Source organism: Nocardioides sp. Arc9.136 (genome assembly GCF_030506255.1).
In the GTDB taxonomy this organism is placed as follows: Bacteria; Actinomycetota; Actinomycetes; order Propionibacteriales; family Nocardioidaceae; genus Nocardioides.
In genome coordinates this window covers 759,529-773,004 of the sequence record NZ_CP113431.1, presented here as the reverse complement: position 1 = coordinate 773,004, position 13,476 = coordinate 759,529, and the positions used below count along the sequence as shown (strand labels likewise).

Below are 13,476 nucleotides of genomic sequence, written 5' to 3'. Positions count from 1 at the left end.
AAGACGTTAGCACCCGCTCCGGCGGGCGCCGAATCAGGACCCGACAGCGCGGTGGTCGTCCTCGGCGGAGGCCGCTCCGGCGGCCTTCGCGGCGCGCGCCGCCTGGTCGGCCTCGCGGGCGATCGCCGCGTCGGCGTCGGTGCGACCGGAGGTCCAGACGCCGGTGGCGTCGAGGTCGATGGTGCGGACGGTACGGCGCGGGGCGGCCGGCTTGGTGACGTACGTCGGCAGCGTCACGGGGACCGGCTCCCACAGGGTGGGGTCGACCTCGGCCCGCTCGACCCGCGGCTGGTCCTCGACACGGACCGCGTCGAAGCCCTGGGTGTCGTCGGCCACGGGGGCCTGCACAACGGGCTCGGCGACGGGCTCCCCGGCGGGTGCCTCCTCGGCGGGCTCCTCGTCGACCTGCTCCTCCTCGGCCGTCGCGGGAGACGCTCCGGGACGTCGCAGCTGGCCGAGGCCGCGCTCCTGGCGGACCATCAGCCGGCAGGCGACGAGCCACGCGACGAGCACGGCGACGGGCGCGAGGACCCACCAGGGCGAGACCACCGAGGTCGCGGCGAGGGCGACCACCACGGCGTTGAGCACCAGCACGCCGCCGAGCACGCGGCGGCGCCGACGGGCGGCCTGGGCGGCCGCCGCGCGGCGTACGCTCGGCGCGCCGGCGGGGACGGTGACCGACGGCTTGGTGACCACCACGGCGTTGCTCGCCGGGCGGCCCGGGGTGACGACGAGGCGGGCGCCGCGACTGTCGACCGGGTCCCGGCGCGCGAGCACCCGCATGGTGTCGGAGAAGCGGTCGACCGACCGGCTGCGCTGCACGTCGTCGTGGTGCTTGAGCGCCTTCGGGATCAGGTAGACGGCCCAGGCCACCGCCAGGGCGACGAAGATGAGTGCGCTCAGGTCCACGGGTCCGAGACTAGGGAGGCGGGCGACGACTGGGGCGGATGTCAAGAGGTGTGTCGCAAATTGCTCCTGTGACTGGAGTGACCGCTGGGTTTCGACGCCGCATGCAACGCGCTGTTCACCCCGGTGTCGGAACGCTGCCGCGTGCCGACACAGCAGCGGACGTCGCGTTACCGCTGCGGCGCGGCGTCCAGCCGGGCGAGCAGCCCGCCGGGGCACTCCTCGCTGGTGATCGCGTAGAGGCGGTGGTCGCGCCAGGCGCCGTCGATGTGGAGGTAGCGAGGGGCGTAGCCGATCTCGCGGATGCCGAGCTTCTCCACGACGCGCAGCGAGTTGGAGTTCTCGGGCCGGATCGCGACCTCGATCCGGTGCAGGCCGACCGGCCCGAAGCAGTGGTCGATCGCGAGCGCGACGGCCCGCGGCATGATCCCCCGGCCGGCGAAGTCGCGGTCGATCCAGTAGCCGATCGAGGCGAACAGCGCCGAGCCGCGGACCACGTTGTTGACCGTCACCTGCCCGGCGAAGGTGTCGTCGACCTCGACGGCGAAGGGGTACGTCGTGCCCTCCCGGGCCTGGCGGTGCAGGCGCCGGACGAGCGCGCGGTACGACGTGGGGCGGGGGTCGCTGCCCGGGGGGACGGTCGCGTCCCACGGCTGCAGCCAGGCGGCGCTGCGCAGGCGGGCCGCGCGCCAGGGCCCGGCGTCGGCGTAGGACAGCGGCCGCAGCGTGACGCCCTGCGAGGTGAGCCGCGCCGGCCAGGCCCGGGTCACCCCTGGCTCCCCGCGCTCCGCTCGTGGTCGCTGCCGACGACCTGCTCGACCGCGTGCACGAGCAGCGGCTCGAGCACGGCCAGGCCGTCCTTGACGCCGCCGCGCGAGCCGGGGAGGTTCACGACCAGGCAGGTACCCACCACCCCGGCCAGCCCCCGCGACAGCGAGGCGGTCGGGACGCCGTTGGCGACGCCCCGGGCGCGGATCGCCTCGGCGATGCCGGGGACCTCGCGGTCCAGCAGCGGGCGGGTGACGTCGGGCGTCCGGTCGGTGGGCGTCAGGCCGGTGCCGCCGGTGGTGAGCACGACCCGGGCCCCGGCGGCCACGGCGGCGCGGACCGCCTCGCCGACGGGTCCGCCGTCGGGCACGACGACCGGCTCGCCGACCTCGAAGCCGAGGTCACGGAGCGCCGCGACAATCAGGGGCCCGGTGGTGTCGTCGTACACCCCGGCGGCCGCGCGGTTCGAGGCCACCACCACGGCGGCCGGCAGGCCGGCGGCCTGAGCGGGCCCCGCGTCGGGGCTCACGGCCGGGCCCAGTCGCCCGACTTGCCGCCGGTCTTGGTCTCGACGCGGACGTCGGTGATGACGGCCGCCTTGTCCACGGCCTTGACCATGTCCACGACCGTCAGCGCGGCGACCGACACCGCGGTGAGCGCCTCCATCTCCACGCCGGTGCGGTCGGCGGTGCGCACCGTCGCGGCGATGTCGACGGAGTCGTCGGTGACGCTCAGGTCGACCGTGACCGCCGACAGCGCCAGCGGGTGGCAGAGCGGGATCAGCGCGGAGGTCTGCTTGGCGCCCATGATGCCCGCGAGCCGGGCCACCGCGAGGGTGTCGCCCTTGGGCACGCCCGCCCCGCGGAGCAGCCCGACGACGTCGGCGGAGACCAGCACCCGTCCGGTGGCGGTGGCGGTGCGGGCGGTGACGTCCTTGGCGGACACGTCGACCATCCGGGCGGCGCCGGCGTCGTCGACGTGGGTGAGCCGGTGCTGCTGCTCGGGCGCGGCCATCAGAACTCCTGGTCCAGGCGGACGACGGAGACGGTGTCGCCCGGCGCCAGCGAGGTGACGTCCTCGGGCACGACGACCAGGCAGTCCGAGGCGGCCAGGTCGCCGATCAGGTGCGAGCCCGGGCCGCCGACCGGAGCGACCTGCAGGCCGGCGCCGGAGTGGTCGAGCGCGCCGCGCAGGAACTGCCGCTTCCCCGCCTGCGAGGTGACGGCGTGGGTGAGGCGTGCGGTCACCTGCGGCCGCGAGCACGGAGCCAGGCCCATCATCTTGCGCAGGGCGGGCAGCACGAAGGTCTCGAAGGAGATGTAGGACGAGACCGGGTTGCCCGGCAGCGTGAAGATCGGGACCCGGTCCTCGCCGACGTGGCCGAAGCCCTGCGGCTTCCCGGGCTGCATCGCGACGGGTCCGAACCACACGCCGCGGGGCCGCAGCGCCTCCTTGACGATGTCGAAGTCGCCCTGGGAGACGCCGCCGGAGGTGACCACGACGTCCGCGCGGACCAGCTGGTCCTCCAGCGCGTCGAGGAACGCCCGCGGCTCGTCGGGGACGATCCCGACCCGGTAGGCGATCGCGCCGGCCCGGCGGGCGGAGGCGGCGAGCAGGAAGGAGTTGCCGTCGTAGATCGAGTCGGTGCCCAGCGGCTGGCCGGGCTCGCGCAGCTCCGAGCCGGTCGAGAGCACGACCACCCGCGGCCGCGGCCGGGACACGACGGTCGGGCGGCCGACGGCGGCGAGCAGCCCGAGGTGGCGCGGGCCCAGCACGGTGCCGGCCTCGACGAGCAGGTCGCCCTCGGCGACGTCCTCCCCCGCCCGGCGCACGTGCTGCCCCAGCGCGGGAGCGCGGTCGACGCGCACCTGCGCGACGCCACGGTCGGTCCACTCGTACGGCACCACGCAGTCGGCCCCGGAGGGCACCGGCGCGCCGGTCATGATCTTGGCCGCCGTGCCCGGGGGCAGGGCGAGCAGGCCGGTGGACTGCCCGGCGCCGATCTCGCCGACCACCGGCAGGTGCACCGGGTGCTCGGCGCCCGCGGTGACCACGTCGGCGTGCCGCACGGCGTACCCGTCCATGCCGGAGTTGTCGAAGCCCGGCAGCCGGAGCGTCGAGACGACGTCCTCGGCGGCGGCCAGCCCGAGCGCGTCCATGAGCGGCTGGGGGTGGGCGGCCAGCGGCTCGATGTCGGCGAGCACCCGCTCGAGGTGCTCGTCGACCGAGCGCGGTGCGGGGTCAGCCATGCCTGGCCGCGCCCCCGGAGGTCCCGGCGCCCTCGGCCCCCAGCACGGTGCCGGCGTCGACGCGGCGGTTGGAGCCGCCGTCGAGCGCGACGTCGCCGACGACCTGGACGCCCTTGAGGAACGTCCAGTCGCCGTTGACCCGCAGCGAGGACGCCTCGCGCATCGACGGCGCACCCTCGGGGAAGCGCTTGTCGAACTCGCCGACGAGCTTGTAGTGCTCGGGGTCGAGGTCCACGAACGGGATCCCCTCGGAGACCTGGTCGAGCACGAAGTCCTGGCCGATGTCGTAGACGTCCGAGCGGAGCACCAGCAGGTCGTTGGTCGTCTTCACCGGGACGAACCGGTCGCGGCCGACCTCGATGAGGGTCGAGCCCTCGAAGACCTCGATCGCCGCACCCATCGCGGTCTCGATCTGCACCACCTCGGGCGAGGTCTTGTCGCCCGGGTCGACGTTCTTGACGTTGCGGATCATCGGCAGCCCGAGGATGCCCTCGCGGACGTCGAGCGCCTCCTTCATCGCGCGCAGGTCGAACCACAGGTTGTTGGTGGAGGTGAACCGGTGCCGCTCGAGGTCGGCGAGCGCGGCCTTGTCCTCCTCCAGCGTCTGCGCGGTCTCCCGCAGCACGATCCGGCCGTCGGAGCGGCGGCGGGCGAAGTGGCCGCCCTTGCGGTCCGAGGCGGTGCGCCGCACGGCCTCGATCGCGAACGGCGCGCCGGACTGGGCGAACCAGCCCGCGACGGTCGGGTCGGGAACCGCGCCGAGGTTGTCGGAGTTGGAGACGAAGACCCGCTCGTAGCCGGCCTCGACGAGCCGGTCGAGCAGCCCGGTGCCGCGCAGGGCGGTGTAGAGGTCGCCGTGGCCCGGCGGGCACCACTCGAGCGCGGGGTCGCGCGGCCAGGAGGCCGGGGTGAGGTCGTCGACCAGCAGCTTGGGCTCCTTGTTCTGCAGGAACTCCAGCGGCAGGCCCTCGACGGGCAGGTCCCCGTAGCGCGCCAGGGCGGCCATGGTGTCGCCCGAGGTGCGGAAGCTGTTCATGAAGATCAGCGGCAGCGTCGCGCCGTGCACCGTGCGCAGGTGCAGCACCTGGCGGGCGATGATGTCGAGGAACGACAGCCCGCGGCGCACGCACAGCAGCGACTTGGCACGGTCCATGCCCATCGACGTGCCGAGGCCGCCGTTGAGCTTGATGACCGCGGTCGTGCGCAGCGCCTCCGCGCCCACCTCCGCGGGCAGGTCGACGTCGGCCAGCGACTCCATCTCCACCGGCTCGATCGTCGACTCCGGGATCATCCCGGTCTCTCCGTGCTCGAGGAGCCGGTAGTAGTGCGCGAAGGTCTCGATCGCGACCTCGTCCACGCCGGCGGCGAGCATCTTCTCGCGGGCCTTCTGCAGGCCAGGACTACCCATGCCGTCGATCGTAGGCTCGTCGCGTGGACAACCGGCAACTGCCCGCCAAGACGGCCCTGCGCGACCAGGTCCTGGCCGACCGGCGCCGGCGTCCGCTGCTCGAGCTCGGCGAGGCCGCCCGGGCCACCGCCGGCCACCTGCTCGCCGCCCCGGAGGTACGCCGCGCGGCCACCGTAGCGGCGTACGTCTCGATCGGCGTGGAGCCCGGCACGGCCGCGCTGCTGGACGGCCTGACGGCGGCCGGCAAGCGGGTCCTGCTCCCCCGCCTGCTCCCCGACGGGGGCCTGGACTGGGGCACCTGGCGCGGCGACACCGCCCTCGCCCCGGCCAGGATGGGCCTGCTGGAGCCGGTCGACTCGCTCGGCGTCGAGGCGGTCGCGACCGCCGACGTGGTGCTCGTGCCGGGCCTGGCGGTCTCGTCGACCGGGATGCGCCTGGGCCGCGGGGGCGGCTCCTACGACCGGGCGCTGGCCCGCGTGCCGGTCGGCACCTGGACCTGCGTGCTGCTGCACGACGGGGAGGTCGGGCTCGACGTCCCCGTCGAGCCGCACGACCGGCCGGTGCTCGCCGCGGCCACGGCCGGCGGGATCACTCGGTTCGGCCCGGCACCAGCCTGAGCACGTCCTCGCCGGCCTCGTCGACGGCCTCGGTCGAGAACGGCCAGGCGATCGTCTCCCCCGTCGCCCACAGGTCGGTCTGGTCGGTGTAGTGCCCGCTCGCGGGGTGGCCGGAGACCCCGGTCAGGTTGATCCAGCGCGAGTCGTCGAGGTCGGCGAGCGACACGACCATCCGCATCGAGGGCACCGCGGTGACGCCGTACCCCTCCGCGGCGTCCCAGGAGGTCGCGTCCACGACCGAGGAGCCGCCCCCGACCTCCCAGTCGCCGCGGTTGACCAGCGCCTCGACCGGCCCGATCCCCGACTCCCCCAGCGTCGCCGAGCGCAGCTCCAGGGTGTGCAGCCCGCCCCACGACCAGTCCTCGGGGTGCAGCGACTGCAGCCGGGTGATCTCGTCGCGGGCGTCGAGCAGCGCCTGCCGCAGGACGTCGTCGCGCCGCTCGACGACGTCCTCGGTCGTCACGTCGTCCCACCATGGGTCGGCCGGCGCGCCCACCAGGCGCCCGACGACCGCGAACCAGCGCTGGCCGCCGTCGGGCCACAGCTCCTCGGGCAGCTCGTCGTGGAAGGTGCGCTCGAGCAGGTTGCGCCAGACCACGTTGTAGTACGCCGCGGGCGCACTGTCGGCGGGCTGGGAACCGTCCCAGTCGGCCAGCAGCTCCTGGCCGTCGGAGGCGTAGCCGGGGCGCAGGTCGATGTCGAGCAGGTAGGGCACGAGCGTCCCCGCCATCGGGTTGAGGTCGTCGAGCTGCACGTCGAGCATCTCCTCAACGGTCAGCTCCCCCTCCTCCTCGAGCAGGTCACGGATGCGCTGGGCGCGGTAGCCGCGGTCCCAGTCCTCGGTCAGCGCGTAGGGGTAGTCCGGGCCGATGACCGCCTGGTTGGCCGTGACGACGAAGCCCTCCTCGGGGTCGAGCACGTTCGGCAGGCCGTCGAACGGCACGCTCTCCTCCGTCCAGTCGTCCTCGGGCCGCCAGCCCTCGGCCGGCCACCGGCCGTCGTTGCCGGACTTGCGCACCGGCACCACGCCCGGCGCCTGGTAGCCGATGTGCCCCGCACGGTCGGCGTACACCAGGTTCTGGGCCGGGACGGCGAAGGAGGAGGCGGCCTCGCGGAAGGACTCCCAGTCCGTCGCGGTGTTCATCGCGATGATCGCGTCGGCCGTCGTCGTGGGCTCGAGCGCCGTCCAGGCCAGCGCGACGCCGTACTCCTGCCCGGCCGCCGCCCCGGTCGCGGCGTCCTCCCCGATCGCGGCGAGGTCGTCGTCGACGTCGGAGAGCAGCGGGCCGTGCCGGGTGGAGCGGACGGTGAGGGTGACCGGGTCGGCGTCGCGGACCTCGATGGTCTCGGTCCGCGTGCGCAGCGGCCGCACCTCCCCGTCGTAGCGGTAGCCGTCGCCGACGACCCGCTCGAGGTAGAGGTCGGTGACGTCCGGGCCGAGGTTGGTGAAGCCCCAGGCGATGTCGGCGTTGTGGCCGATCACCACCCCCGGGACGCCGGAGAAGGTGAAGCCGGCGACCTGCAGCGGGCAGGCCTCCGAGACCGTGCGGCAGTGCAGGCCCATCTGCATCCAGACCCCCGGCACCGACGCCCCGAGGTGCGGGTCGTTGGCCAGCAGCGGCTCACCGGTCGCGGAGTGCTCGCCGTCGACCACCCAGCTGTTGGAGCCGATGCCGTCGCCCCGGCCCAGCCAGGACGGCACCGCGTCCAGCGCGTCGCGCACCCGGCGCAGCGCCGCCCGCTGGCCCGCGCGCGCGTCGGCCCGCCAGGCCGGCCGCTGGGGCAGCCGGGTGCCGCCGGTCGTGGCGTCGGCCTGGAAGACCCCGTCGACGACGGCGCCGCGGCCGACGATCGGCTCGTGCCGGTCGAAGGGGTACGCCGGCCACAGCTCCTCGGCGCGCTCCTCGCCCACCGCGGCCGCCGTCAGCGCCCGGTCGACCTCGTCGCCCATGTTGCCGCGCAGGTCCCACGCCATCGCCTTGAGCCAGGCCAGCGAGTCGACGGGGGTCCAGTCCTCGGGCCGGTAGCCGAGGCCGGAGGCGTTCAGGACGGTGTACTCCACGGCCAGCTCCGACGCCGAGCGCTCGTGGAGGTAGCCGTTCACGCCGGCGGCGTACGCCTCGAGCAGCTGGCGGGTCCGCGGGGCGATGACCGCCAGCTCGCGCTCGGCCACGCGCCGCCAGCCCATGGTGCGCACCGCCTCGTCGCTCTCGAGCGCGTCCTCGCCGAACATCTCGGCCAGCCGCCCGGCCGTCGCGTGACGGCGCACGTCCATCTCGAAGAACCGCTCCTGGGCGTGGACGTAGCCCTGCGCACGCACGAGGTCCTCGAGGCTGTCGCCGTAGAGCTGCGGCACGCCGTGCTCGTCGCGCACCACCTCCACGTCGCCCTCGAGGCCGGTCAGCTCGGCCGAGCCCGACGTCTGCGGGAGCGGCCGGCGCACCAGCACCCCGACCGTCACGGTGGCGGCGAGCAGCACCAGGACCAGCCCGCCGGCGACGTACGTCGACAGGCGGGCCCACCGCGGCCAGGCGCGCAGCGCGGCGAGCGGACGGCGGCGGCGCCGCGTGCTCGCCCCGGCCTCCGGCGGGGAGGTCGGACGGTCGGCCTGCTGGTCGGACATGGTGTGTCATTCTGCCGTGTCCTAGAATTGGCAGTCGCACCACGAGAGTGCCAAAGAACCGTGCTCAGACCCCCGGAGTTGACGTTGCCGACCTACCAGTACGCCTGCACCGAGTGCGGCCACGCCTTCGAGCAGTTCCAGAGCTTCTCCGACGACGCGCTGACCGAGTGCCCGGAGTGCTCGGGCCGCCTGCGCAAGCTGTTCAACGCCGTCGGCGTCGTCTTCAAGGGCTCGGGCTTCTACCGCACCGACAGCCGCTCGAGCAGCTCCTCCAGCGACACCCCGGCGTCGGCCAGCTCGTCCTCCTCGTCCGGCTCGGGCGGCTCCGACAGCTCCTCCTCGACCAGCTCCACGGCCGGCTCGAGCTCCTCGAGCACCTCGGGCTCCTCGTCCAGCAGCACCGCCGCCGCGTCCTGACGCCCACCCGCTGAGCCTGTGGAGAGCGCGCCGCACGCCGGCGCGCACTCTCCTACGGTCGGGGGATGCGCCTGCCCGACCGCCTGACCCGACCCGCCCGCGCCGTACGCCGGGGCGTGCTCGCGCGACGCCGGTTGCTCGCCGCGGTCCTCACCGCCGTCGCGGTCGCCGCCGGCCTGCAGGCGACCGCCGAGCCGCCGCCCGCCACGGTGGCGGTCACCGTGGCCGCCCGCGACCTCCCGGTCGGCACGGTGGTGACGAGCCAGGACGTGGTCCGCGCCGCCTGGGCGCCCGGCAGCGCGCCGACCGGCCTGCCCGACCCCGTCGGGCGGGTGCTGGCGGCACCGGTGCGCCGCGGCGAGCCGGTGACCGACGTGCGGCTGGTCGGCCCGGGCCTGACCGACGGCCGACCGGACCTGACCGCCGTGCCCGTCCGGCTGCCGGACGCCGGCATGGCCGACCTGCTCGAGGTGGGCGACGAGATCGACCTGCTGGCCGCCGACCCCCGCTCGGGGGGCGCCGCGGTGGTCGCGACCAGCGTGCCCGTCCTGGCGCTGCCCGTGGACGTGGAGCCCGCGGTCGGCGGGAACGGGCTGACCGGCCGCCTGGTCGTCGTCGGCGCCGCGACCGCCGAGGTCACGGCCGTCGCCGACGCCGCCACCCGGTCCTTCCTGACCTACGCCTGGAGCCGCTAGCGTTCCGAGGTCCCTCGCTCCCGCCCCCTGGAGGCACCATGCTCGGCGGCTTCAAGAACTTCCTGCTCCGCGGCAACCTCGTCGACCTCGCGGTCGCGGTCATCATCGGCACGGCGTTCACCGCCGTCGTGACCGCCTTCACCGGCATGCTGATGTCGGCCATCGCCAAGATCACCGGCGGCAAGCAGCCGAACTTCGACGACTTCGCGCCCGGCGACGTCCTCGTCGGCCCGTTCATCACCGCGGCCGTCGCGTTCCTCATCCTGGCCGCGGTCGTCTACTTCTTCGTGGTGACGCCCTACGTCAAGGCCAAGGAGCGCTACTTCCCGAGCGCCCCGGCAGGCACGCCCGAGGACATCCAGCTGCTGCAGGAGATCCGCGACCTGCTCGCCGCGCAGGGCTCAGGCCAGCGACCGCAGGCCTGAGCCCGCGGCGTCCACCGCCAGCCGCTCTCAGCCGCCCTCAGCCGCCGTGGTGCGGCGGCACCTGCTCCTGCAGCCAGGTGTCGCCGTCCCGGCGCTCTCCCCGGCGGTCGTCGTCCCGCTCGTCGCGGGTCGTCTCCGGCAGGGCCTCCCCGAAGACCTCGGCGCGGCGCCGCGCCCGCTCCCACTCGGTGAGCGGCTGTCCGCTCACGTGCACAGCCCCGCCGCCTCGAGCTGCTCGGTCCGCTCCTCGTCCTCCGGACCGGCCGAGGGGCTCGACGACGGACTGCCGGACGGGCTCCCGGACGGGCCCGTGCTCGAGCCGCCCCCGGTGCCGGGTACGTTGCCGGCGGTGATCACGCCGTCCTGCAGCCGGCGGCTCAGCGGCTCGTCGTTGGCGACCCGGTCCCAGACGCGCTGCGCCTCCGGGAGCCACTCGACGCGGCCGGGGTCGACCTCGCTGTACTGGAACGGCACGGTGATGAACTTGATGTTGTCCAGCCCGATGTGCTGGAAGCTGTAGCCCACCCGGCCGATGTCCCAGAGGTTCTCGAAGTCCGTGGTCAGCGAGCCGATCGCGGCCTTGAGGAAACCCACGACCCGGTCGGGCCGGGCGAGCACGTTGCCGGAGACGACCTTCTTCGCCATCGCCGCGATGAAGGCCTGCTGGCGCTTGATCCGGCCGATGTCGGAGCCGTCGCCGAGGGTGTAGCGGGCGCGGACGTAGTTCAGCGCCTCCTTGCCCTCGATCTCCCGGGTCCCGGCGGGGATGTTGATGCCGTGCGCGGGGTCGGAGATGTCCTCGGGGATGCAGACCTCGACGCCGTCGATGGCGTCGACCATGTCCTGGAAGCCCTGGAAGTCGACGACGACGTAGTTGTCGAGGCGGACCCCGGTGAGCTGCTCGAACTGCCGCATCGTGCACGCAGGACCACCGACGGAGTACGCCGCGTTCCACATGACGCCCTCCTCGGCCGGGATGGTGTCGCCGTCGTCGGTGTAGCACTCGGGGCGGTCGACCAGCGAGTCGCGGGGGATGCTCACGCCGTAGGCGTTCTCGCGGTCCGCGGACAGGTGGAAGAGGATCGTGGTGTCCGAGCCGCCGCCGGCCTCCTGGTCGATCGCGTTGCCGGCGCCCTCGCGGGTGTCGTCACCCATGACCAGGATGTTGAGCGGCTTGCCCGGGTCGTCGATGGTCCGTGCGGCGGGCCGGTCCGCGCCGAGCTGCTCGTCGAGGTCCTCCACCGTCAGGTCGCCGTTGAGCGACCGGTAGAGGAAGACGACGGAGAGCCCGGTGACCATCGCCAGGACCACCGTGGTGATGCCCAGCACCCGGGCCACGGTGTGCCGGCGGCGCCGCCGGGCGCGGCGGCGGCCCGCCCGGCCGCGGCTGTCGGGCTTGCGTCGGGCCTCGGCGCGCGGCGTGCCGGAACCCGGCGGGGCAGGCTGCTCGGACTGCTCGTCGGGCATGGGTCACCTTCGCGTGTGCGGGAACGTCCCATTGTGACCAGCACCGGCGGGTAACCCCAAAAACCCTCAGCCGGTTCTCAGCCGCGCGGATCCCCGCGGCGGTCGCCGCGCCGGTCGCCGGGCGGGCGCGGCGGCGGCCCCAGGTCGACCCGGCACTCCTCGCCGGAGCAGTCCTCGAGCGCCGCCAGCCGCTGCCGCATCTCCCGCAGGACACCGCGGTGGCGCCGGTCGCGGGCGAGGTTCTGCAGCTGGTAGGGGTCGCGCCGGTTGTCGTAGAGCTCGAGGAAGCCGGTGTCGTCCCACCGCACGAACGTCCACCGCTCGTTGCGCACGCCGCGGTACCACCAGGGGGTCGGCGATTCGTCGGGCCGGCCGCCGGCCTGGATGAGGATGTCGGAGTCGGGGCGCGGGCGGTCGCGGTCCCGGGCGAACGGCAGCACCGAGCGACCGTCGACCACCCGGCCGGGCTCGACCCCGGTCACGTCGAGGATGGTCGGTGCCAGGTCGACGGTGGTCACGACCTGGTCGCGCACGCCGCCGGCCGGGATGCCCGGCCCGCGGGCGAGGAGCGGCACCCGGATCGACTCCTCGTAGGGGAGGATCTTGCCGCGGTAGCGGTGCTCCCCCAGCAGGTAGCCGTTGTCGGAGGTGAACAGCACGACGGTGTCGTCGAGCTCGCCGGTGCGGCGCAGCGCCTCGAAGGTCTGGTCCACCCCCTGGTCGACCGCTGCGAGCGCCCGGATGCGCTGGCGGTGGAGGTACGTCACGGAGCGGCGCCCGACCTTCTCGCGCTTGCGGATCTCGCGGCTCTTGTCGCGCACGTCGTCCTCGTCGAAGGACGGCTTGCCCAGCGAGGGCACCGCGGAGCGGCGGTACAGGTCGCGGTGCCGCGGGGCCGGGACCGGGGGCTTCGCGCACCCACCGGTGTCCTGGCAGAGCCCGTGGGGTGCGTAGTAGGAGGACCAGATGAAGAACGGCTGGTCGGCCTCCGACCACTGCTCGACGAGGTCGACGGTGTCGTCGCGGATGACGTCGCTGGAGTACTCACGGGTGTGGAAGACCGGCTCGCCGTTGCCGTACATCGGGTAGCGCTCGTAGCCGAACTCGTTGGTCGTGGCGACGTTCCAGAAGTCCCACCCGTCCGGGACGCCCTGGGTGGCGTCGTACTGGTTGAGATACTTGCCGCTCATCCCGACCAGGTAGCCGGAGTCCTGCAGCCAGGCCGCGATCGTGTTGTCGGGCTCCCGCAGCGCCCCGGCGCCGCCGTACGGCCCGGCGTTGGTGTGCACGCCGTTGTTCTGGGCGAACTGGCCGGTGAGGATCTCCGCCCGGGCCGGGCAGCACAGCGGGTGCGGGGAGAGCATGTTGCGGAACGTCACGCCACCGCGCGCGAGCCACCGCCTCGTCCGCGGCATCCAGCGCATGTCGCTGAGCGCCTGGTCGTCGGTGGTGATCAGCACGACGTTGGGCCGGTCGTCGCCGGCACGGCGTGCGTCGGGGCGGTGCCGCGGCTGCTCGTACTCGTAGCCCTGCGGCGTCATGCCCGAGCGCTGGCCGGCCGTCGGCGCGCTGGGGAGCCGCTCGGCGGGCCGGTCCTGGCGCGCGGGCGAGGCCAGCGCCGCCGTCACCAGCACGCTGACGCCGAGGACGATCACCAGGAGGACCACGACACGACGAGCCACGACGCCCCCTTCCCCTCGGCCACGACCGGGACCTCGGTGCCCCTCGGTCCGCTGCTTTCCCCTCGCCCACAAGGTTAAGGAATCGACCGGCCGACCCTCACATCGCGGACCGACCCCCCGCCTGCCAGGATGGTCGCCGGCCCCAGTAGCTCAGCGGATAGAGCAGCCGCCTCCTAAGCGAAAGGTCGCAGGTTCGACTCCTGCCTGGGGCACCCGGTT

At 74.2% G+C, this 13,476-nt stretch carries 14 protein-coding genes and 1 tRNA gene; 5 read left to right on the top strand and 10 right to left on the bottom strand.

Annotated features, from left to right (window positions below; translation table 11 throughout):
- Positions 1 to 33: 33 nt before the first annotated feature.
- The 6 genes from OSR43_RS03650 to OSR43_RS03625 form a co-directional block, all read right to left on the bottom strand.
- Entirely contained in the window at positions 34 to 909 is an 876-nt protein-coding gene (locus tag OSR43_RS03650) for a hypothetical protein (RefSeq protein WP_302269673.1), read from the bottom strand.
- A gap of 167 nt (positions 910 to 1,076) precedes the next feature.
- Positions 1,077 to 1,676 (bottom strand): GNAT family N-acetyltransferase, encoded by a 600-nt coding sequence (locus tag OSR43_RS03645; protein ID WP_302269672.1) that lies wholly within the window; start codon positions 1,674 to 1,676, stop codon positions 1,077 to 1,079.
- Entirely contained in the window at positions 1,673 to 2,167 is a 495-nt protein-coding gene (locus tag OSR43_RS03640) for a molybdenum cofactor biosynthesis protein B (RefSeq protein ID WP_302271570.1), read from the bottom strand. The genes OSR43_RS03645 and OSR43_RS03640 overlap by 4 nt, the downstream gene beginning before the upstream one ends.
- Before the next feature lie 32 nt (positions 2,168 to 2,199).
- A complete protein-coding gene (gene moaC / locus OSR43_RS03635; RefSeq protein WP_302269671.1) occupies positions 2,200 to 2,688 on the bottom strand; it encodes a cyclic pyranopterin monophosphate synthase MoaC in 489 nt (162 codons plus the stop codon).
- Positions 2,688 to 3,923, bottom strand: coding sequence for a gephyrin-like molybdotransferase Glp (gene glp / locus OSR43_RS03630; RefSeq protein WP_302269669.1), 1,236 nt, complete (start codon positions 3,921 to 3,923; stop codon positions 2,688 to 2,690). The genes moaC and glp overlap by 1 nt, the downstream gene beginning before the upstream one ends.
- Positions 3,916 to 5,331 carry a UTP--glucose-1-phosphate uridylyltransferase gene (locus OSR43_RS03625; protein WP_302269668.1) on the bottom strand — a complete coding sequence of 472 codons (1,416 nt, stop codon included), beginning with the start codon at positions 5,329 to 5,331 and terminating at the stop codon, positions 3,916 to 3,918. The genes glp and OSR43_RS03625 overlap by 8 nt, the downstream gene beginning before the upstream one ends.
- 23 nt (positions 5,332 to 5,354) lie before the next feature.
- Here OSR43_RS03625 and OSR43_RS03620 point away from each other — a divergent pair, with 23 nt between their 5' ends.
- A complete protein-coding gene (locus OSR43_RS03620) occupies positions 5,355 to 5,948 on the top strand; it encodes a 5-formyltetrahydrofolate cyclo-ligase (protein ID WP_302269667.1) in 594 nt (197 codons plus the stop codon).
- Here OSR43_RS03620 and OSR43_RS03615 read toward each other — a convergent pair.
- Positions 5,920 to 8,571 (bottom strand): penicillin acylase family protein, encoded by a 2,652-nt coding sequence (locus OSR43_RS03615; protein WP_302269666.1) that lies wholly within the window; start codon positions 8,569 to 8,571, stop codon positions 5,920 to 5,922. The genes OSR43_RS03620 and OSR43_RS03615 overlap by 29 nt on opposite strands.
- Positions 8,572 to 8,655: 84 nt before the next feature.
- Here OSR43_RS03615 and OSR43_RS03610 point away from each other — a divergent pair, with 84 nt between their 5' ends.
- The 3 genes from OSR43_RS03610 to OSR43_RS03600 all read left to right on the top strand — a co-directional run bounded on the left by OSR43_RS03610 (position 8,656) and on the right by OSR43_RS03600 (position 10,108).
- Positions 8,656 to 8,988 (top strand): FmdB family zinc ribbon protein, encoded by a 333-nt coding sequence (locus OSR43_RS03610; RefSeq protein WP_302271569.1) that lies wholly within the window; start codon positions 8,656 to 8,658, stop codon positions 8,986 to 8,988.
- Positions 8,989 to 9,053: 65 nt separating this feature from the next.
- The gene (locus OSR43_RS03605; RefSeq protein ID WP_302269665.1) at positions 9,054 to 9,683 is read left to right on the top strand and encodes an SAF domain-containing protein; all 630 of its coding nucleotides are present in this window, start codon (positions 9,054 to 9,056) and stop codon (positions 9,681 to 9,683) included.
- Positions 9,684 to 9,721: 38 nt separating this feature from the next.
- Positions 9,722 to 10,108: an MscL family protein gene (locus OSR43_RS03600; protein WP_302269664.1), complete on the top strand. Its 387-nt coding sequence runs from the start codon at positions 9,722 to 9,724 to the stop codon at positions 10,106 to 10,108.
- Positions 10,109 to 10,145: 37 nt separating this feature from the next.
- Here the strand turns inward: OSR43_RS03600 and OSR43_RS03595 are convergent, their stop codons facing one another.
- The 3 genes from OSR43_RS03595 to OSR43_RS03585 all read right to left on the bottom strand — a co-directional run bounded on the left by OSR43_RS03595 (position 10,146) and on the right by OSR43_RS03585 (position 13,257).
- Entirely contained in the window at positions 10,146 to 10,316 is a 171-nt protein-coding gene (locus tag OSR43_RS03595) for a hypothetical protein (RefSeq protein ID WP_302269663.1), read from the bottom strand.
- Positions 10,313 to 11,575 (bottom strand): LCP family protein, encoded by a 1,263-nt coding sequence (locus tag OSR43_RS03590; RefSeq protein ID WP_302269662.1) that lies wholly within the window; start codon positions 11,573 to 11,575, stop codon positions 10,313 to 10,315. Before OSR43_RS03590 ends, OSR43_RS03595 begins: the two co-directional genes overlap by 4 nt.
- A 77-nt stretch (positions 11,576 to 11,652) precedes the next feature.
- Entirely contained in the window at positions 11,653 to 13,257 is a 1,605-nt protein-coding gene (locus OSR43_RS03585; protein WP_302269661.1) for a sulfatase, read from the bottom strand.
- Positions 13,258 to 13,396: 139 nt separating this feature from the next.
- On the opposite strand from OSR43_RS03585, the gene OSR43_RS03580 reads away from it, so the two are divergent.
- Positions 13,397 to 13,469, top strand: a tRNA-Arg gene (locus OSR43_RS03580).
- Positions 13,470 to 13,476: the final 7 nt, after the last annotated feature.